General features: G+C 41.5%; 15 protein-coding genes. 10 read left to right on the forward strand and 5 right to left on the reverse strand.

The features are described 5' to 3' along the window. Positions 1-679 precede the first annotated feature (679 nt). Entirely contained in the window at positions 680-1,768 is a 1,089-nt protein-coding gene (locus tag MKY52_RS20315; protein WP_341053091.1) for a DUF1648 domain-containing protein, read from the forward strand. A 210-nt stretch (positions 1,769-1,978) separates the two neighbouring features. Next, positions 1,979-2,968 (forward strand): aldo/keto reductase family protein, encoded by a 990-nt coding sequence (locus tag MKY52_RS20320; protein ID WP_076179944.1) that lies wholly within the window; start codon positions 1,979-1,981, stop codon positions 2,966-2,968. An 8-nt stretch (positions 2,969-2,976) separates the two neighbouring features. Here the strand turns inward: MKY52_RS20320 and MKY52_RS20325 are convergent, their stop codons facing one another. After that, on the reverse strand, positions 2,977-3,876 hold the full coding sequence (locus tag MKY52_RS20325; protein WP_341053092.1) for a LysR family transcriptional regulator: 900 nt from the start codon (positions 3,874-3,876) through the stop codon (positions 2,977-2,979). Between the two features lie 247 nt (positions 3,877-4,123). On the opposite strand from MKY52_RS20325, the gene MKY52_RS20330 reads away from it, so the two are divergent. From MKY52_RS20330 to MKY52_RS20360, 7 genes are all read left to right on the forward strand, one after another. Beyond that, positions 4,124-4,981, forward strand: coding sequence for a sugar phosphate isomerase/epimerase family protein (locus MKY52_RS20330; protein ID WP_341053094.1), 858 nt, complete (start codon positions 4,124-4,126; stop codon positions 4,979-4,981). A gap of 140 nt (positions 4,982-5,121) precedes the next feature. Continuing rightward, complete coding sequence (locus MKY52_RS20335; protein WP_341053095.1) at positions 5,122-6,621, forward strand: sensor histidine kinase; 1,500 nt, start codon at positions 5,122-5,124, stop codon at positions 6,619-6,621. Beyond that, positions 6,599-7,291 carry a response regulator transcription factor gene (locus MKY52_RS20340; protein ID WP_341053097.1) on the forward strand — a complete coding sequence of 231 codons (693 nt, stop codon included), beginning with the start codon at positions 6,599-6,601 and terminating at the stop codon, positions 7,289-7,291. Before MKY52_RS20335 ends, MKY52_RS20340 begins: the two co-directional genes overlap by 23 nt. Positions 7,292-7,440: 149 nt before the next feature. Further along, complete coding sequence (locus MKY52_RS20345) at positions 7,441-8,952, forward strand: S-layer homology domain-containing protein (RefSeq protein ID WP_341053098.1); 1,512 nt, start codon at positions 7,441-7,443, stop codon at positions 8,950-8,952. Between the two features lie 141 nt (positions 8,953-9,093). Then, entirely contained in the window at positions 9,094-9,702 is a 609-nt protein-coding gene (locus tag MKY52_RS20350) for an ankyrin repeat domain-containing protein (RefSeq protein ID WP_262495720.1), read from the forward strand. 167 nt (positions 9,703-9,869) lie between these two features. Further along, the gene (locus MKY52_RS20355) at positions 9,870-12,992 is read left to right on the forward strand and encodes an ATP-binding protein (protein ID WP_341053100.1); all 3,123 of its coding nucleotides are present in this window, start codon (positions 9,870-9,872) and stop codon (positions 12,990-12,992) included. Between the two features lie 173 nt (positions 12,993-13,165). Then, the gene (locus MKY52_RS20360; protein ID WP_341053102.1) at positions 13,166-13,762 is read left to right on the forward strand and encodes a DUF1349 domain-containing protein; all 597 of its coding nucleotides are present in this window, start codon (positions 13,166-13,168) and stop codon (positions 13,760-13,762) included. Positions 13,763-13,766: 4 nt separating this feature from the next. Here MKY52_RS20360 and MKY52_RS20365 read toward each other — a convergent pair whose 3' ends face one another. The 4 genes from MKY52_RS20365 to MKY52_RS20380 form a co-directional block, all read right to left on the reverse strand. Further along, positions 13,767-14,303 (reverse strand): CDP-alcohol phosphatidyltransferase family protein, encoded by a 537-nt coding sequence (locus tag MKY52_RS20365; protein WP_341053103.1) that lies wholly within the window; start codon positions 14,301-14,303, stop codon positions 13,767-13,769. Positions 14,304-14,424: 121 nt separating this feature from the next. Next, positions 14,425-16,104, reverse strand: a complete 1,680-nt coding sequence (locus MKY52_RS20370; RefSeq protein WP_341053105.1) for an ABC transporter substrate-binding protein — start codon at positions 16,102-16,104, stop codon at positions 14,425-14,427. Positions 16,105-16,213: 109 nt separating this feature from the next. Continuing rightward, complete coding sequence (locus MKY52_RS20375) at positions 16,214-17,821, reverse strand: response regulator transcription factor (RefSeq protein WP_341053107.1); 1,608 nt, start codon at positions 17,819-17,821, stop codon at positions 16,214-16,216. 4 nt (positions 17,822-17,825) lie between these two features. Beyond that, positions 17,826-19,637, reverse strand: coding sequence for a sensor histidine kinase (locus MKY52_RS20380; RefSeq protein ID WP_341053108.1), 1,812 nt, complete (start codon positions 19,635-19,637; stop codon positions 17,826-17,828). A gap of 155 nt (positions 19,638-19,792) precedes the next feature. On the opposite strand from MKY52_RS20380, the gene MKY52_RS20385 reads away from it, so the two are divergent. Continuing rightward, positions 19,793-20,743, forward strand: a complete 951-nt coding sequence (locus MKY52_RS20385; RefSeq protein ID WP_341053469.1) for an ABC transporter permease — start codon at positions 19,793-19,795, stop codon at positions 20,741-20,743. Positions 20,744-20,752: the final 9 nt, after the last annotated feature.

Here is a 20,752-nt window from a genome sequence, read left to right on the forward strand (position 1 = left end):
ATCCATGTCTGCGCAAATCATAGCGAAGATATGATAGTGTTGCTGCAAATAAGGAACAATCAAATCCCAGGAAAGTAAATTCATACCCGCTCCTTGGATAATCAGGATAGCGTCTATTTGTTGGTTAAGAGAGTTAGAGTGAAGATATTCATAATAAATGTTCATACCATTTCGATCAATATAAGGCATATGCTGTTCAGTTTCCTCTCATCATTAAATCGTAAGATTAATCGCATTCAGCACCGAGTGTCACTTTAGCGTCCATAGGAATCAATCGACAAGAGTTTGATAATGTTTATATATTATCCACACAAGTCATCCAAATTGCAGAATATTTAAAGTAAGTGTCCGAAATCCTGTCTATCGTTTCGTGGCTATGCATCGAAAAAAATTGGGATAATGAAAACCAGTCCTTTACCTACACAGAATTTCAAACAGATGTACTTGCCATAATTCAGTTTCAGATGAGTAGCTCTGCGTAGCGAAAAAACTGGATAAATTGTTAATTTCACCCCTACAGTCACTAAAATCGATTATAATAAAATTTATGTTCAAGTCGATCACCTATCCTAAGTTAATAGGATCATCATACGCAAAAAGGCATAGCGCTGAATCGCCTATGCTATAAGGGTTATAGAGTTTTTAAATACACACTTATGTATAAGAGGAGGCGAATGATATGACGATAATGCCTGTTATAGTAATGATCTTTGTATTTGTACCTGCCATTGTACTCATGGTAAGCATGCCTTATTTAACAAAAGAGACGATTAGTTTTGGGGTCACCGTCAGCCCTGTACAATTCCATAGTGAGCCTCTACGCCAGATGCGGAAGTCATATGCTAGGATTAGTGCTACCTTGCATACCATCCTATTCATTGTTTGTATCATCTGTCTAATATACGGTGATGAACATTCCAAGCAACAAAGTTGGATCATTGTCACTTATTCACTCGCCATGGTCGTAATCTCCCTAGTCATAAACATTAGCTATCATTTCAAAATGAAAAGTTTACTACCTATGCTGCCTATTGCTCTGGAACCATCGATCATGGCAGTGGACACTGGATTTCGGAAAAGAAACATTGGCTTGTCTAATAATTGGTTCCTCATTCATGTTTTAATTACTGTTGTTAGTATTGTAACTGTGCTATACAACTACGATCTGATTCCTGATCAGATTCCGATCCATTACAACAGCAGTTGGAACGTAGACCGCTATGCAGCTAAATCTTTTAGTTCTGTGTTTATGCCTACGATAATGCAAGTGTTCATAACACTTTTGTTCATATTTGAGAATTGGAGTATTCGCAGAGTAAAGCAGCAGGTTCAACCCAATGATCCTAACCGTTCCATCAGACAAGACGCAACTTACCGCCGTACTTGGTCATATTTTATGCTTACAGCAAGCTTCTTAATGGTTATCCTGTTTTCTGTTGTGCAACTAAACATGATATCTCTGCTTAACATGAATTTCGCTATCCCTATTATCCTAATCATAATAGCCCTTATTATCATATACGCCTTTGCCTTAACGTTCTGGGCTGGTCAGGGCGAAAGCCGCTTGAAGCGATCTGCCGATAGCTCCAATGTCAGACCTGTCCATGATGATGATAAATGGCGATTAGGTATGATTTATTTCAATCGTAAAGATCCAAACCTAATCGTCAAGAAAAGGCTCGGAGTCGGCTGGGGATTAAATTTCGGTCACCCAGTAAGCTGGCTGTTTTGGCTCGGAATTATTGTACTGTTAGTTGTGGTGCGGTAACAAGGTTTGGAGGTTAATACTCACCGGAGTATAGGCGAAGTTAGAGTTTCGAAACAGAATATTTACCGAAAAAAACGCCTAAAGGGCGTTTTTTATTATCTTTAAGTATCTCAGTAATATCTTTTTTGAATTAAATCGCATATCAAAGAGTATTTCTCGTATTAATATCTCTTTGTTACAATCAGATTGTTATCTAAAGGAGGGTATAAATTGAACTATCGCAAATTAGGAACGAGTGGTTTACATCTAAGTGAGATTGCTTATGGTAATTGGATTACACATGGTGCTCAAGTGGACAATGATACTGCCCATGCTTGTGTTCACGCTGCATTGGATGTAGGGATCACAACATTTGATACTGCAGATGTATATTCCGATACGAAAGCTGAGATGGTGCTGGGCCAAGCATTAAAAGGAGTGCACAGAGCTGATATCGAATTATGTACCAAGGTGTGCCATCCCACAGGGACGGGACGTAACGCAAGAGGTCTGTCCCGCAAGCATATTATGGAGGCGTGCCATGCTTCACTGAACAGATTACAGACCGATTACATTGATATCTATTATGCGCATCGCTTTGACGCAACAGTATCCCTTGAAGAGACCTTCTTGGCTTTTTCGGATCTGGTACGTCAAGGTAAGGTTCTCTATGTCGGGATAAGTGAGTGGACGGCGGATCAGATAGCAGAAGGTGCTATTTTGGCGAGGGAATTGAAGGTGCCATTGGTGGCTAGTCAACCTCAATATTCGATGTTATGGCGTGTGATGGAGACGGAGGTAGTTCAAGCTTGTGAGCGGGAAGGGATTGGACAGGTGGTCTGGTCACCGCTTGCTCAAGGGATTCTTTCAGGTAAATATATGCCAGGGCAACCATTGCCAGAGGGTTCTCGTGCTTCAACCGCTGCGGGCTCACCATTTATGAATAAATTGGCGGGTCAGTGGCTTCGGACTGAGGTGCTTGAGGCGATCTCGAATCTCTCTACCATCGCCAGCGAAGTTGGGTTGACGCTTCCGCAGTTGGCTATAGCATGGGTGTTGCAAAATCCACAAGTCTCATCTGCAATTATTGGGGCATCCAAGCCTGAGCAAGTAATAGAAAATGCCAAAGCTGCGGGAGTTCGTCTGGATAGGGAAGTTATGATGCAAATCGATAGGGTGCTAGAAGGACTCGTTGAACGTGATCCTAGAAAAACGGGCTGAATATTATATCATTCACCATTAATAACTTCTGAACTCATTTGTCCTATGATCTCTAGTAACGCGGATAAGGAGGCACGATCGCAATCGGTTCTCCAAGCGGCATAAAGGGGAATCGATGGTGTGCTTTCTTCAAAGGCACGAAATACGACACCTTCGCGCTGAAAAATAGCAACGGAAGAGGGAACAATAGAAACTCCAAGATTAGCGGCTACCAAGTTTACAATGGTGTACATCTGAATGGCTTCCTGTACTACATTCGGATACATGTCGTGTTGGGCGCAGAAGCTCATAATGAGGTCATGAAAAGGAGCTCCTAAATGGCGTGGGAACGATATAAAAGGCTCTAAAGCTAAAGAACGAATGGATAATACCGGTAAATGAGCTAGGTGATGCTGCTCTGGCAAAACGGCAATAAGCGATTCATTGACTAAGGGACGATGGTCGATATGTTTGCCCGACTCTGTATAACGTACAAATCCAATGTGAATCGTTCCTTCATGTAAAGCCTGCCACTGCTGAGCAGACGTCATCTCATGTAATGTGAGTTGTACTTGTGGATAACGTTCCCGAAACATTTTTAACATATTAACCAATACTCCACCAGCTGCAGAATCTATAAATCCAATGTTCAAATGTCCGATAATTCCTTGATCGACTAATTGTGTTGTTTTAATAGAGCGTTCCAGTTGAGATAAAATGGATTTAGCCTCCTCTAGAAATACCGCCCCCGCTGGCGTTAGACGAACTTGTCTTTTGTTCCGTTCTAATAGTTTCACACCCATCTCATTCTCCAGAGCTTGAATTTGCTGGCTTAAGGGAGGCTGCGTCATATTTAGCTTCTCTGCTGCACGGTTAAAATGCAGTTCCTCTGCTACTGCGATAAAGTATTGCAATTTTTTTATGTCCATACTGTTCAATCTCCCTTGAAATGCTTCTCCAAGCAAGTATAAGGATCTTTGAACGAAAATGAAAGGAAGGGCATGTCGTCTCCCCTACATAAACTTACCTCCTCCATCTTAATTTTTGACAAAAAACATTATTGCAATTAAATCGTAGAATTTGTTAAAGGGGACTAGAGATGGTTTTATTCGAGTGCACGATGCGCTAGACTAGAAATGACGAACTGTTAGATTGGTCATAAGGGGGAGAACGACGATGATAAGAGGATTAACAACAGCAGGTTTGGGTGAGATGGGTTCTAATGAAGAATATATCAGACTTGCGAGCCAATTCGGCTTTCAGTCGATAGACGCAAATCCATTGGAGTTAGTGCAGCAGTATGGTAAGGATGGGGCTGTTCAATTGCTGGAAAGTCATGGCATCATGTTAGGATCATTTGGTTTAGCGGTAGATTGGCGCACGACAGAGGATAGCTTCAGGGAAGGGTTGAAATCGCTTACCCAAATGGCTGAGGCCGCTGCTGCATTAAATTGTACGACATGTTGTACATATATTTTACCTTCGACAGATCTTCCGGTCGCACCGTTCATAAATGCAGCCACGAGACGTTTAAGACTATGTGCAGAAATATTAGGCGCTTATGGAATTACATTAGCCTTAGAGTTCGTTGGCCCCCATCACTTACGTACACAATGGGCAAATCCATTGATCTGGTCGATGCAGGATACGTTGAACTGGATGGAGACGATTCAAGTAAGGAACATCGGATTGTTATTGGATTCTTACCATTGGCATACGAATGGATTAACGAGTGAGGATCTGCTGAAATTACAACCGCATCAAATTGCATATGTCCATATTAATGATGCTAAACCTCTACCGATAGAGGAATTGTTAGATTTCGATCGATTGTATCCAGGGGAAGGAACTATTGATCTCACAGGATTCTTGGGAAGCCTGAAAAAGATCGGGTATACCGGTGTGATCGCCCAAGAAGTCCTAGCACCAGCTTCCACGCAAAGTTCATCTGAATTATTTTCTCGTTCTAAAGCAGGCTTCGATAAAGTATTCTCATCACTGGAAAATGCATCAGTCATTAATGAGATCGCGTAAATTAAGTTCTATAAAAACTTCTGCCGAGTGTTGGTAGAAGTTTTTTTCTGTTAGCAAACGCTCTCCCCATGTGATAGTATTTCACTAAAATACGGAGATGACTATTTAGCGGCTCCAATGCTAGTGAGAGGGGAACAGTCGTGTCGATTCGGATAAAATTACTGTTATCTTATACGGGAATGCTAGTCGTTAGTTTACTTATCATCGTAATGACGGCAGCTTTATTTACAATTGCATCTACTGGAGATGTTCACAGTCTTCGGGATTTTTATAAAGTGCACTATCAATTAAATCCGTTGTCGGAGCAAGAGGAGTCGATTTTTTTAGAATTAAAGTATTTAGCTAAGCATGACCCGGATGAATTGCAGAACAAGGATTTGTTACTGGAATATGATTTTAAGCTAAAGACAGAGAAAGCGGGACTATTTGTAAGGCGAGTGAATGACCCTGTGTTTGAATCACGCACCTTCAATCAACCTGATTTAAAGGATGCTTTACCTCCTTACGATCTCAATAACTATCAGATTCGTAACACGTTTAATATTAAAGAAAGATTTTATGGCTATGCCAAATTTGACTTTAAATATTCGGATGGGGTGAAAGGCAGTGTTTTCGTCATCAAAGAGCATAGCCCTTTTGCGGAACTCACACGGAGGCTGCTACCAATCTTTTCATTGATATTAATTGGCGTTCTTGTGATTGCGAATGTGCTATTATATCGCTGGATTACACGAAGTGTTATTAAGCCACTGAACAAGTTAAGGGATTCCGCAGAACGAATTCAAGAGGGTGACCTTCAATTTGAACTTAACCTGCAATCCAAAGATGAGATTGGGGAGTTAAATAAAGCATTCGAAACGATGAGACAGAGGTTGCAAGAGTCAGTGAACCTTCGTCTGCAATATGAGGAGAATCGGAAAGAATTAATCTCAAATATCTCACATGATTTACGTACTCCGATTACGAATATTAAAGGGTTTATTGAAGGCATACGAGATGGTGTCGCCAATACACCTGAGAAGATGGACATGTACGTCGACATTATTTATAACAAAACCATTGGAATGGATAAATTGGTTGATGAATTGTTCCTATATTCCAAGCTGGATTTGAATCAGGTCCCATTTTCGTTCGAAGCTGTGGATATTATTGCATTCCTTGAGGATTGTATCGAAGAGATGCGCTACCATAACGAAAATAAAGGAGTTTCATTTCAGCTAGACGACCATAACTCCGAGCGTATTGAGGTTGTTGCAGATTTGGATAAATTAAAACGGGTATTACTGAATGTAATTGGAAATGCGCTGAAGTATATGGACAAGCCGGACCCTTTAATCCGTTTTTCTCTGCAAGTGGATAGTGAATGGGTGACTGTTGAAGTGAAGGATAATGGAATGGGTATTGATGCTGAAGCACTTCCACATATCTTTGAACGGTTTTATCGTGCAGAGCCTTCTCGGAATCTATCGACAGGCGGTAGCGGACTTGGTCTTGCGATAGCTCGTCAGATTATTGAAGGGCATGGTGGGTCGATATGGATGGAAAGTGAACCAGGTGTGGGATCAAGCTTGTTCTTTACTTTAAAGCGAACGACCGATGAAGGAGGATTTCATTCGCATGACACGGATTCTGATTATTGAAGATGAGGCAACGATAGCGCAATTGGAAAAAGATTATTTTGAACTGAACGGTTTTGCCGTTGATATATGTCATACAGGTTCTGAAGGGCTTGGGCATGCTCTTGAAGGGGATTATAATCTTATTATCGTAGATTTGCAGTTACCTGGCATCGATGGCTTTGAATTATGCCGCCGTATTAGGGAGGCTAAGGAAGTGCCGATCTTTATCGTATCTGCGAAGAAAGAGGAGATCGATAAGCTTCGGGCGTTTAATCTCGGAGCGGATGATTATATTACGAAGCCCTTTAGTCCAAGTGAATTAGTGGCAAGAGCGAAAGCGCACCTAACGAGATATGAACGCATGCTCAGCAAGCTAGAGCCAATGGAGAAGCATGAGATCCAAATCCGTGGAGTTCATATCGATAAAAATGCCCGCAGAGTGTATGTACGTAATCATGAGGTTTTGTTTACCGCGCGGGAGTTCGATGTACTGGTCTTTTTAGCGAGTCATCCGAATCGGGTATTCAGCAAAGATGATTTATTCGAACGGATCTGGGGGATGGACTCCAGCGGAGATATCGCAACGGTTACGGTTCATATTCGCAAAATACGGGAGAAGCTGGAAGCGGACCCCTCGAATCCACAATATATTGAAACGGTGTGGGGTGCGGGATACCGGTTTACGGTGTAATGGCGTTTTTCTTTAAGATTTTCGATAATTTTAAGCTCTAGTTAATACTTTATTAATAAATCGTTTCTGGGGAGTTTATTTCTTTCCTTTATCATTCAGTTATAGACATGAGCAACAAATAACTTAATGATTTTAGAGGGGGAAATACAGTGAGAATCGTTTCTAAAAAAGCAGCAGCATTAATGATCGCAGCAACACTAGGCGCAACTTCTTTACCCTTTGCCGTGTTAAATGTACAAGCAGCACCTACATCAGGCAACATAGGAATATCCGCAGCTGCATCTAAGTTTTCAGATAAAGAAATTCAAGAAGCCGTTGAAGTACTTGCGGGACTAGGTGTGTTACAGGGTTATTCAGATCATTCGATGGGTGTGCACCATCCAATCAATCGTGCAGAATTAGCGAAAATGGTAGTATTGACTTTTAAATTACAAAGCGCTGAAGAGAACACTGCCCCATTCACCGATGTGAATTCGAACGTATGGTATTACAAATATGCGTCAGTACTTGTTGGTTTAGGGATAATGGAAACGGAAGATGGTAAATTTAGCCCTAATAAAACGGTAACGGATGAAGAAATCGTGCAAGTTGTATCGAAGGCGTTGAAGCGTGATGTCTTATCGGTTAACTACTGGGCTAATAAATTGAAATCCACTTCTGGACCTGTAACACGTGGCGAAACAGCGGCCTTACTGAATACAGCACGTAAAGCAATGCCATCCGATAAAGCTCAAATTACAAGTGTGAAATCGATCAATGAAATTACATTAATCGTAACCTTGGATGCTCCTTTGACAGCTGAGAATGAGGTGTTTGCTAAAGCAAAAGAAGATTTTGTATTCAATGACGGTCTAACCTTAACGAATATGCCGCGGCTGAAATCGGGTTCTGTTGCAACGTACATTGTTCCTACATCGGTGCAAAAAGCTGGAACAACCTATAATTTAACGTACAAAGGTAAGAATGCAGGATCATTTGTAGGAAACGCAGCCAAGGTGGATATGACAGCAACCACTCAGGTAACCAACGACACCTTTGAGATTGAAGCTCTGAAAACAAATGGCGTCATTGACTATGGATATGTCATCTCTGCATACAGTGGTGGACGTGGTGCTAACGCATTTGTTTTGGATGAGAACAACAGAGCAAATGGCATCACGTATCAAATCATTCCTTCCATGCAAGGTAGACAAGTAACGATTACCCCAGAAGGTGGAGAATCCATCGTTGCCAAGTATGTTCCATTTACACAATCAACAGATGGTAAGATTGAGCCGAAATTCCGGCTTCCTGAAGGACAAGTCTTGAAACCGGGTGTGAAATATACCGTAACATCTGACTGGGCCAATATAGCAAATCCTTCATTCGAAGCAAAAGAAATATCTCCACTGCAAATCTCTGGCGCTGAAGCTGTCAGCGATACATCCATCAATGTATCCTTGGCTCAAGACCCTGGCGATGAATTGTTTTCGGGCCGTAGTGTACAACTAACCGCTCCAAACAGAGACAAATGGGTTGCAACCTATAAATTCTCCAGTCGTAAAGGTGCTGTTGGTGTATTCGATATTACGAATAGCGGTAAATTGGCTGCTGGGACAGTGTATACTGTAACACCACTAGGCGCATGGGCAACTTCTCAAGCCACATTCACTTCGAAATAAGGGGAGTCTACATGAAAGGTGTTGAATGTCATGCGCTTTCTCGTCCTAACACTCTTACTCTTTATATCAGGATGTCAGACCGATGATTTCAAGGTGTTAAACAACAAAGGGCAGCAATCAACTCAGGAGGTGAATAATGAAATGGATAAGCTGAACCAAGCGCTGTTAGCAGCGACTCGTCAAGGAGATAAGGAGCTTATAACAAAACTATTAACAGACGGTGCAGATATTGATGTTACAGATAATGAGGGTAGAACGCCCGCTTTAATCGCTGTACACACGAATCAACTGGATATATTCAAATTATTGCTTGAAAAAGGTGCCAATATCAATATCCGCGACAATCGCTCGGATAATCCACTTCTTTATGCAGGCGCTGAAGGAATGCTTGATTTTGTGAAGGTATCTATTGCTGCAGGTGCTGATACCTCAATTGTGAATAGGTTTGGGGGGACCGCACTCATCCCTGCTGCAGACCGTGGTCATGTGGATATTGTGGAAGAACTTCTTACAAGTTCTGACGTCAATATTGATCATGTCAATAATCTGGGTTGGACTGCATTACTAGAAGCTATCATACTAGGCGATGGGGGCAAAGAACATCAGGCTATAGTGCAATTGTTAATACATCATGGTGCTGATATTCATATAGCAGATTCTAACGGAGTTAGTCCCTTACAGCATGCGCAAAATAGGGGTTATCAAGAAATGGTAGAAATGCTAATGAACAAGAGTAGTGATTCGATATAATTTAAAAAAAGGGAACTCCGCTCAAAACGGAGTTTCTTTTTTTTGTCCTTTGAAACTAGGATTACCCACCTCTATAAACATCATAATATAGTATAATCAGACTATAATATTCAATAGTGGAAGATGGGAATATAGCACTATTAAATTTATCGAAGAATGAGGCGTACATGAGAACTTTGGAGAATAAAATTAAGCTAAGTCATATGTTATACATAGTAGTATTTATCGGTCTGTTGATTGTTGTGCGATGGGGCTGGCATAATCATTTTTCGTTATCCAATCCACCTGCTGTGAAGCAAGGTGTATTAGATTTACGTGGGGTGGATATTGAATCACTAAGCTCTTTTCCGCTGGATGGTGAATGGGAATTTTATCCTGAACAATGGGTGAATGCTACCAATATTGATAACGCTACGAAGGGGCAGAGGCTTCAGGTGCCGGGTAACTGGAATGCTATATTTAAGCCTGAAGAGCAAAAAAAGGCATATGGATACGGAACTTATCATTTGCGAATTCTGCTGGATCAACCCTTATCTGAGCCACTTAGCTTTTGGTTCCAATCTATCTATACTGCATCTGAAGTGGAGATTAATGGAACAGTTCTCTCACGGTTTGGTGAGTTATCTGAAGAGAAAGAAGGCCATGTTTCTGTCGCGAAGTCATTCCTGATCAGTTATACATCGATAGATCAGAAACAAATGGATCTGTTTGTTCGGGCATCAAATTATGAGTCTCCGTTAAAAGGAGGCATTGTTAGGTCTGTAGAGTTTGGCATTCAACATGAGATAGATACAGTCTACTGGAATTCCATCGGCTTGCAGCTAATCGTAGGGGTACTGCTTCTACTACATGGGCTGTATTTATTGATCATCTATTTGATGGATGTGCGAAAAACAGAGTTGATTATTTTCTTCTCGATGATGGTTGCAGCGGCTGTATCCATTGGGGTTGAACATAATGGACTATTGTTCCGGTTTCTTCAGGTTGATTTTGCCTGGACGTTGAAGCTAAAGGTTCTTTCGTATATAGGGTTCTGCTTGTTCCTGTTCCTGATGGGTAGAGAGCTTTATGGGAATCTGCGGAAAGGCAAGGCCTTTTATAGTTACATCTTCTCACTCCTCGTTTTTACACTATTTATAATCTTTGGTCCAGAAGAGACAGTGCTATATTCAATCGAAAAAGGGGTCTATATGATCCTGTATTACGTTCCAGTATGTTGGACGGCTTATTATTTTATAAAGATGGTATCCATTCGAGCTGAGGGTGCACTATTTTTATTATGTTCAGTGCTTGCTGTGATTAACAATATACTATGGGCGTCTGTTTATTACGTAGGAACCTCGCAATTTATGTTTTATCCGGTAGATTTAATTGCTGCACTAGCCACTTTTTCTGCTTATTGGTTTAGAAGATACTTTAATCAGTCCCATCAGAATGTGTTATTAAACGCTCAATTGGCAGAGACGAATAAATTAAAAGACCGTTTTCTGGCGAATACGTCACATGAACTACGGACTCCCCTACATGGAATTATGAATATTGCCCAGAGCGTGTTAACGAGGAAAAAACATGTGCTGGATGAAGAGAGTCAGCGTGATATGGAACTGCTAATTATGGTTAGTCGGCGGATGTCGCTCATGCTGAATGATTTGCTTGATGTGGTGAGATTGCAGGATAAACGGATTGTGATGAATATAAAAGCAGTGCATGTAAGCTCCTTGGCTGAGGGCGTGCTGGATATGTTACGCTTCCTTACCGGTGGAACAAAGGTGGAGCTTAGCATGCATATTAATGAGGATTTGCCGCGTGTACATGCTGATGAGGAGCGATTGGTACAGATTCTGATAAATCTTGTTCATAATGCACTTAAGTATACCGAACAGGGTAAGGTTGAACTGGTCGCTGAACAAGTGGGTAGGGATGTATGGATACATGTTACGGATACAGGAATAGGTATGGATGAGGCATTGAAGAAACGTGTCTTTATGCGCTATGAACAAGGGGCTTACGGGGAAGGTGGTATTGGACTGGGACTTAGCATCTGCAAGGAACTGGTCGAGCTGCACGGGAGTGAATTATTGCTGCAATCGCAGCCGGGTCAGGGGAGTAAGTTCAGCTTCAAATTACCCGTAGTAGATGAGCGTGTTCAATCATCTATTTCGGATGTTCAACTAGAAAAGGATACGATAACATTATCACCATTCAGCGCATGGATAACAGCTGAGACATCTACTATGGTAGCTGCCACATATTCCACGAAGGAAGTAGAGCCACTCTCTAAGGTTGATTCAGACTCTGATATTATACGTGTTCTGGCAGTTGACGATGATTCGGTCAATCTAAAAGTTTTACAAAATATTTTGTCAGATGGAACCTATCAGATGGTGACTGCGACTTCTGCACGGGAAGCGCTGGATAAGTTAAACCATGATCGATTTGATCTGATCATCACTGATGTGATGATGCCGGGCATGTCTGGTTATGAATTGACAAGATTGATTCGTGAGCGGTTCACGATGTATGAATTACCTATTATACTACTGACTGCTCGTAGTGAGCGGGAGGATGTCTATGCGGGCTTCTTGGCTGGAGCAAATGATTATGTTACCAAACCGGTAGATGCGATGGAATTGAAGTATCGAGCCTTGTCCCTTTCATCTATGAAGCGAGCGGTCAATGATCGGTTGAGGATGGAGGGTGCTTATTTACAAGCGCAGATCCATCCACACTTTCTCTTCAATACACTGAATTCGATCATGTCCTTAAGTGACTTTGACACTGCCAAAATGAGAGAGCTATCAGATGCATTCACAACTTATTTGCGCATAAGTTTTGACTTCTTAAATGCAGGCAAGCTCGTTACGCTGTCACAGGAGCTTAAACTGGTGGAGAATTATATATATATCCAGCAGCAACGTTTTGAAGAGAGACTCCATGTGGAATGGGAAGTAGATGCAAATCTTGAAATGTTGATGCCTCCGCTTACGATTCAACCACTAGTTGAGAATGCTGTTCGACATGGCGTTTTAAGTCGCGCTAAAGGTGGAACACTGCGTATTCACATTGAGACACGTGCGGATGCTGTTCATTTTAACATTGTAGATACAGGGATTGGAATGGACGAAGCACAAGTCAGCATGCTGTTAAATCCGAATGGCTATAAGAATCAAGGTATTGGGCTGCTTAATACGGATAGAAGATTGACGCAATTATATGGACGTGGCTTGCACATTCAAAGTATTCCTGGCTTGGGAACTACGGTGTCATTTATCATTCCTGATAAGGATTGATTATGATCATGGGGTAACTCCTTGGAGTTATCCCTTTTTGGTTTTTCTTTAGAAAATTATGTGAATATTTCACTATTGTTGCATCATTGATTGTAAAAATAAAAGCTACCTGCCATTATTACAGAGAAAGGAAAATTTGTGATCAAAAAACCATTCATGATAGGAGAATTAGAATGACTAATAACTTATTTGTAAAAGAGACAAGAGAACAACTGAGCTGGATGAATTGCCCCGAGCGTTGGGAGTTTTCAGACTTAGATGAGCTTACAATAATTGCACCACCTAAATCGGATTTTTTCCAAGACCCGGCAGGTAAACATTTCGCAAGTTCAGCGCCATTCTTATCCACCTCTGTGGGTACTTCCTTTGAAATGACGACCAGAATTAGTGTCAATATGCGGCATAAATATGATTCAGGCTGCCTCATGTTTATGATGGACCATTATAACTGGGCCAAAATTTGCTTTGAGTTTGACGGACAGTATCCCATAATCGTGTCTGTGGTGACAAGGGAAGGGATGTCAGATGATTGTAACTCCGTACAAGTTGCTGTAGACAATCCGTATTTGCGTATTACCAAACAAAATCATTGTGTTACCTTCTCCTATTCAGAGGACGGAACGAATTGGACACTGATCCGATATTTTGGAATGAAGGAAGGTGCTGAATGCGTAGCAGGTGTTGTCGCACAATCTCCCCAAGGTGAAGGCTGCTCAGTGAAATTCGACTATTTGAGTTTGTCGGAATCGAAGCAAGAAAGTCGCTTCTAATGGATCAATTTTTAATAAACAATCCTTTTCGGTCTAACTGTAATTGTTTTGAAGTGAATTGGATGATGAATTCCTCCACGGCGGATATGGTAGCAATGATACATACAAAGACATTCCAAATGGTGTGATCGATGTGGAGAAGCCATAGAGGAGTTATAAATAAGAGGAGTCCGGTCAGTTTATTGCCATAGGTGTGAATGCTTGCGTAAGTTTTGAATCTTCGGAGGGCAACCCCTATCGATGTTAGACGGATGACCGCGATCATGAAGATCCATATCATGATTTCGAGCGTAAGTCCCAGAAGCGGATATAGTGTAAATAAGGAGACCGCTATCAGTATCGTGTCGGCTGCGGAATCCAGTTTTGCTCCAAGGCTACTTGTTGTGTTCGTCATTCTAGCAATAGGTCCATCGATCAGATCGGTGACCCCGCAAAGGATATAAATTACAAGGAAGGCCAAACTTAGCGGATCGAGGAATAATAACAACATTGCCAAAATGATTCTGCCAAACGTAATTCCATTGGGTATTCCCTTCATCATTCAATCCCACCTTTGTATACGACCTTATCTTATTTCTATTTTACCAGAGGAGTGCAAATTCTATAAAAAACAAGCCGGAGCGAATGAATCACGCTCCGGCTTGTTCTATGTTTGTGAAAGCTTATTTCGCAGATACAGATTTGAACCATTCGTTAACTTCTTTAGTGATTTGGTCACCACCATTGGATTTCCAATTGGCAACGAATTGGTCAAAGGAGTCTACTGGCAGTTTGCCATAAATAATTTTGTTGAAAGTTTCCATTTCGGACTGACGAAGCAGGTTCCATTTGGAAACCATCGTTGGTGTAGCAGCACCAGTAAAGTAGTTTTGTTTACGGACGTCTAGTTGTGACATAACAACTTTTCCTGCCGCCCAGTTTTCTGGTTTACGGAACTCTGCCATTTGCTTTTCATAAGGTGTTACAGGTGTCTCGCCGTCAGCAAGTTTAACCAAAGTCTTCATAAACAGATCAGGAATACGGGCCGGACCTGTCAAGAATGGGAATTCATTGGAGAAGTCTTTAATCTTCGCTTTATCACTTGTAGGTTGTCCATCAATCATGTCCCAATCATAACCTTTAGCAAAGCCATGTTCATATTGACTGCCTGCAGCAGGGTTAGCTAAGTTATCAAGCAAGTAGTTATAGTACAAGAAAATAGCTTCTGGATGCTTAGCATCCTTGTTAATCATGATACTAGCATTTACACCGGAATTCTGCCATTTGGTTCCAATCAAACCATCTGGTCCTGCTGGAACCGGATAACCTTTAATCTTCGCTCCAGGTACATTCTTCATAAGATCGGGAGCAGGCCAGTCTGGAACCCAGTTGGCGCCTGGCAGAATACCAGCTGCACCTTTCGTGAAGCTCTCAGCGGATTTACCTTCATCCCAAAGGGCGGAGTCCGTGTGAATATATCCTTTATCCATCCATTCGCTAAGCTTTGCGAGTGCTTGCTTAGCACCTGGGTTAATGGAACCATATTCAAGATTGCCATCTTTATCTTTGTTCCATTGTTCCTCAATTGTACCGTATGCTCCGAATAACCAGTCTAGTTGGCCCATCCAGGTATTTGTGTTGTTTTTCAAAGAAATTGCAAGCGGGTACACATCTTTAGGCGCTAAGCCATCAGGGTTTTCGTTCTTAAATTTATCCATGATGTTCTCAAGATCGGCGATGGTCTTAGGCGCTTCCAGCTTCAGCTTTTCCATCCAATCTTCACGTAACCACAAGAGCGTATCATCATTGTCGGTATATTCAAGGATCGGCAGATTATATTTCTTACCGTCTTTAGTGAATGGGTACCAAAGTTCTGGATGTGCTGCAACGTGATCTTTCAGAATTTTGTTTGCATACTTATCAAACAACTCATCGATAGCGATGAACTGACCGGAATCAATAAGCTGATTGGTCAATACTGCGTTAGTTGGTGCAAAAACGAAATCAGGAAGCTTTTCGCCGGAAGCAATGGCAAGTTGAAGCTTTTGTCTGTATTGATCGTCATTTGCAGGATACCAAGTATCTTTATGCTTCATACCCAATGTTTCAAGCATCCAGCGATCGTGAACGTTGTTTTCTTTGGTATCACCTTGAACATACTTCTTAGGCATCAATACGGCACTGAACTCGATCGGTGGATCGTATTTGCCTTTTGCGAAAGCAGCATCTGCTTCGGATTGGGTATTATTGGTAGCGTTACCATTTTTGGCATTCTCATTAGATGTGCCGCTACTGCCACATGCTGTGAGAGTGATAAGTGCTGTGACCGTGAGAAGCGACCACATTTTCTTGAACTTGATCATTCTTCAATTCCCCCTACTGTGTATGATCTTTACAAGTGTAACTTTAACAACTTGTCGGGGATGTCATCTATATGAGATTTTTAGTTTCGATAGGACTCTATCATGCTCTTTATTTTGTGTCTCTATATTCCTGCGGTGTTACCCCAAACTGCCGTTTGAATACTTTGATAAAATAAGCAGGGTCCATATATCCAATCTCCATGCTGATTTCATAGACTTTTTTAGTGGTGGTCTTCAGCTTATGACAGGCACGATCCATCCGCAAGCGCGAGATATAATCGCTGATTCCTTCACCCGTTTCAATCTTATAGATTTTTGATAAATGTGTCGGATGGAGATTTACATGGTCAGCTAGAACACGTAATGATACATCATCATGCAAGTTCTTATCCGTATAATCTTGAATTTTCTTTACATATTCGGAACGAATGTCTTTAATTTCGTTGGATGTTCCTTCTTTTAGCTGGGCCAGAACACTTAGAGACCATTTTCTTAGTTTACTAATGCTGGAAAAAGCATCCCCGCTCTGCAACGCTTCTATATCGGTCCCCATTAAGTTTGCCAATGTATGACCGTTACGATGTGCGAGATTCGTGAAAGAGGCAGTAATTAAAAAGCCAGCCTCCATGCAATGCTCCCAGGATTCAGACCATTTCTCATCCAGCTCGGCACAGACGGCAAGCAATTTTTCTTCAGCCGCATCCCAATGTCCACTCTCCAGTAGATGAATCAAAGTGGGAGGGGTATAAAGAGCATCTAAGGGGCCATGCACTGAAGGAAGCTCCAAGTCACTAACGCGCATAATGAATTCACGCTCATCCCCGACAATTTGACGGAAAGAAGATGAAGCTTGCTGGAAACGAGTCGACAGCTGCTCAGGGAATTTGAACCACTCCGTGATTACAATGGAGAGTGAACCTTTCAGAAATTGCTTAACCTTATACTGAAGTTGTAAAGAAAGCTTCTCTAATATGGATTCTTTTTCAAGGTCGGTTCCTTGATCTTTAAGCTGAAGCAGAAACACAAGGTAACCATGTTCTTCCTTAACCCCCCAGACCTCCATGAATTCTCCCATAATTTCTTCAGCCATATTAATGATCGCATATTCGATCAAGGTTTGATCTGTGTTATCAAATTCTCCGAATTCTTCTTCCATTCGTACAAGCATTAAAGCGGCTTCTCCGGATTGGAAGGGCAGATCGTAACTCACAAGCTTCCGTTCCCATTCACCAGCTTGAAATCGATGTCCTTGTAAGGCATCCAGGAGTAATCGCCCCCGTAAAACCGGAAGATTCTCCCGAAGGGTAAACTGGGTCCGACTAAGTGAACTTATGAGCTCCCATTCTGCGTTTAATTGATTGATCGCATTTTTAACTGCTCCGAGCAATTCATCATCAGTAGGCGGTTTAAGCAAGTAATCCACGGTCTTGTTTTGAAGTGCTTTTTTGGCATAATCGAATTCTGAATGGCCGGATAAAATAATACATTTAATTTTTTTGTTATGTTTTCTTATCCGCTCTATCAATTCGATTCCCGTCATTTCCGGCATTTGAATATCTGAGATTACTATATCAATGGGATGCGTATCAATAATTTGTAGCGCTTCACGTGCGGAATAAGCTTTATGCACATGTTCAATTCCTAGCGTATGCCAGGGTTTAGTCATGGAAAGATTATCTACCCAGTGTGCTTCGTCGTCTACTATGATCATCTGCATGTTGTTAGTCTCCTTGATGTTCCTTTAATTTATAACTATCATCCTCAGTTGGGATTTCCCAGATAATTTCTGTTCGGAATCCACCGAGAGGGGATGGCTTGAAGGTAAGGCTTGAATGATTGCCGAACAGGTGAATGATCCGCTGATTTGTATTCCAAAGACCACAACCCATTTCCTCCTGCAAAGGCTCCTGCATTTTACGGTTTAATGCTTCTAGCTGATCCGGATTCAGGCCAGGACCATCGTCATCGATATAAATTCTACAGAAGCCGTTTGACTTCTCACCACTAATCTTGATCTCACCTGATGAATAGGACTTCGCTACTCCATGAATCACAGAATTCTCCACCATAGGTTGAAGCATTAGGCGAGGTACAGATTGGCTAAGCATATCCTCAGGAATATCAATATGATAATCAATTCTGCCATTGCGCAGTTTCTGGATATCTAAATAGTTGACCAAGAGCTTGATTTCTTCCTCCAAAGAAGCCGTCTCCCGTTCCATACGGGTGGTATAACGATAGTAAGCACTTAGATTATAAGCCATTGAGACGACTGCGTCCTCATCTTTCATCTGGGCCATATTGATAATATAACCAAGACAGTTATAGAGAAAATGCGGATTAATTTGCGCTTGAAGCTGCTTCAGGGTAGCTTCTCGAGCACGGATCTTTTCATTAAATACATTTTCTATCAGGTCTTGAATTTGATGGGACATGTCGTTAAAACGACGGAACAGAAACGAAAACTCATTTTGCTCATTGCTATGAAGCCGTACGGAGTAATCTCCTTGCTGTACGCGCTGTAAACCACTGACTAGTTTTTTAATCGGATATTGAACGTTTCTATATAGCAGAATGGAAGAGGATACTCCCACAACAAATAGCAGAATCATTGTGATATAGAATAAATCCCGACTAAGAGAAATTGGTTTGAGAATTTGATAAAGCGGGACAACATCTACTAAATGCCAATCCAAAGAGGCTGATTTCACAGAACTGACCAAATAGTTCTTCCCATTTAGTTTCACTACATCCTGAGTTGTATTCTCTGGAGAGTGATTATTCAGGTAATTAACTAGTTCGTCGGATAGCTGCTTGTCCGCGCTACGGTTGAGGATCGGTTTCTCCCCTTTGTGATAGAAGAACGGATCGCCTTGCCCACCTGCTTTGTACGAATCAAGCATGTTCTGAATGTTCGTATAACTGAAGCTGGCTTCAATGACTAGGCTACTTCCTGTTAACGTCCCCGGCTGAGCTAAGGAATCCGTTAAGAACCAGTAAAATGATTTTAAATCGCCTTGAGATTCCACACCATGATCACCATACGTCCATCTTCCGCTCATATTTGCTTTTAAATAATCCTCATCATACCCGATGGGTCTGTCGTAATTGGCGATGACATCCTTATTCTGCTGTGAATGAACGGCGTATCTGGTCGGCCAAATATCTGTAACCCCAGCTTGAAGCACCATCTTTTCCTGGAGAATATATCTGGTCTGCATCTGATCATATCGATCTTCCCATACATTTAGTCCATTGAATGCCCTGACGTTGGGATCTCTTGAAAGAATAAGGGTGAAGTCCATCATCTGATTAATTCGAGAATCGATCTGATTGGATAAAAAAGTGAGTTGTTTCGTATTGGACGTCTGCAACTCTTTACCTACAACCTCGAAGGTGACGTTATTTGAAAAGGTATACATGATAATGATGGGAATGAATAGGAGTATGATCAAGCTGTTTATTTTGGCAAACAGACTAAATCGAGACTGTAAGTTTCCTCTAAGTATTGTAAAGCGCTTCCATAAATTCATAAATGCCCCTCCAGATGTTGTCCTAATAAAACCCTATCAAGCCTAACAATGTTATATAGTCAAACCTGAGAAACGCCTGATACTATTTATAGCAGAGATCCCCATCACACACAAAATATTTTTTTTGGGAACAGGAGAGAGCTATGGAGGCTAATATGGAGGTTAACTCGATACCACAGGCGAGCCTAGAAAGTCAGCCGAGTAAAAAAAGAAAAAAAGGCTTTAATCAACCATGGATTCTCCATTTTATGGTGTTGCCAGCGGCAATCATGGTTTTTATTTTTTCTTATATTCCGATGTCCGGAATTCTTATGGCATTTCAAGACTATAAACCTGCACTAGGTTTTTTTGATTCCGAGTGGGTCGGACTTAAACATTTCAGGTACATGTGGGAGAATGATTATTTCCTGTCCATTACATGGAATACGTTATTTTTTGCTTGCTCCAAGATTGTTTTGAACTTGATTATTCCGTTCATCTTCGCTTTATTACTTAATGAGGTACGGAGGATGGGTCTTAAAAGAACCATTCAAACACTCGTTTATCTTCCGCACTTTCTGTCTTGGGTTACACTTTCAGGGATTCTCATTGATATCCTTGCTCAGACAGGTATTGTCAATCAATTCCTCACATCTGTATTCGGCATCAAGCCGATTTTCTTCCTAGGAGACGGCAACTGGTTCAGGTTCACTATCATTGCTAGTGATGTTTGGAAAGAGTTTGGTTTCAATACGATTATCTTTTTAGCGGCACTTTCGGGTATCAATCCATCACTTTACGAAGCTGCTGAAGTGGATGGGGCGGGGCGTTGGAAACAAACGATGTTTATCACAATTCCTGCGTTAATCCCAATCGCTATCGTAATCGCCACCTTGGCACTGGGTAATGTGCTCAATGCAAACTTTGACCAGATCTTTAACTTGTACAGTCCATTGATCTATCAGCAGGGAGATATCATTGATACCTTCGTGTATAGAGAAGGTCTACTAAGCGGACAGTTCAGTTTCGCAACCGCAGTTAATCTATTTAAATCGGGAATAAGCTTAGTCTTAATCGTAGTCTCTTACCGACTTGCTTATAGATTTGCAGGGTACAGAATTTTCTAGAAAGGATGA

The sequence above is a fragment of the Paenibacillus sp. FSL P4-0184 genome, assembly GCF_038004625.1.
Lineage (GTDB): Bacteria > Bacillota > Bacilli > Paenibacillales > Paenibacillaceae > Paenibacillus_AQ.

Coding starts and splice junctions, on each gene's coding strand:
- MKY52_RS20365 (WP_341053103.1), bottom strand. CDS start 14,303: ATGATGAAGGGAATACCCAATGGAATTACGTTTGGCAGAATCATTTTG.
- MKY52_RS20350 (WP_262495720.1), top strand. CDS start 9,094: ATGGATAAGCTGAACCAAGCGCTGTTAGCAGCGACTCGTCAAGGAGAT.
- MKY52_RS20340 (WP_341053097.1), top strand. CDS start 6,599: ATGACACGGATTCTGATTATTGAAGATGAGGCAACGATAGCGCAATTG.
- MKY52_RS20315 (WP_341053091.1), top strand. CDS start 680: ATGACGATAATGCCTGTTATAGTAATGATCTTTGTATTTGTACCTGCC.
- MKY52_RS20355 (WP_341053100.1), top strand. CDS start 9,870: ATGAGAACTTTGGAGAATAAAATTAAGCTAAGTCATATGTTATACATA.
- MKY52_RS20325 (WP_341053092.1), bottom strand. CDS start 3,876: ATGGACATAAAAAAATTGCAATACTTTATCGCAGTAGCAGAGGAACTG.
- MKY52_RS20360 (WP_341053102.1), top strand. CDS start 13,166: ATGACTAATAACTTATTTGTAAAAGAGACAAGAGAACAACTGAGCTGG.
- MKY52_RS20330 (WP_341053094.1), top strand. CDS start 4,124: ATGATAAGAGGATTAACAACAGCAGGTTTGGGTGAGATGGGTTCTAAT.
- MKY52_RS20385 (WP_341053469.1), top strand. CDS start 19,793: ATGGAGGTTAACTCGATACCACAGGCGAGCCTAGAAAGTCAGCCGAGT.
- MKY52_RS20375 (WP_341053107.1), bottom strand. CDS start 17,821: ATGCAGATGATCATAGTAGACGACGAAGCACACTGGGTAGATAATCTT.
- MKY52_RS20370 (WP_341053105.1), bottom strand. CDS start 16,104: ATGATCAAGTTCAAGAAAATGTGGTCGCTTCTCACGGTCACAGCACTT.
- MKY52_RS20380 (WP_341053108.1), bottom strand. CDS start 19,637: ATGAATTTATGGAAGCGCTTTACAATACTTAGAGGAAACTTACAGTCT.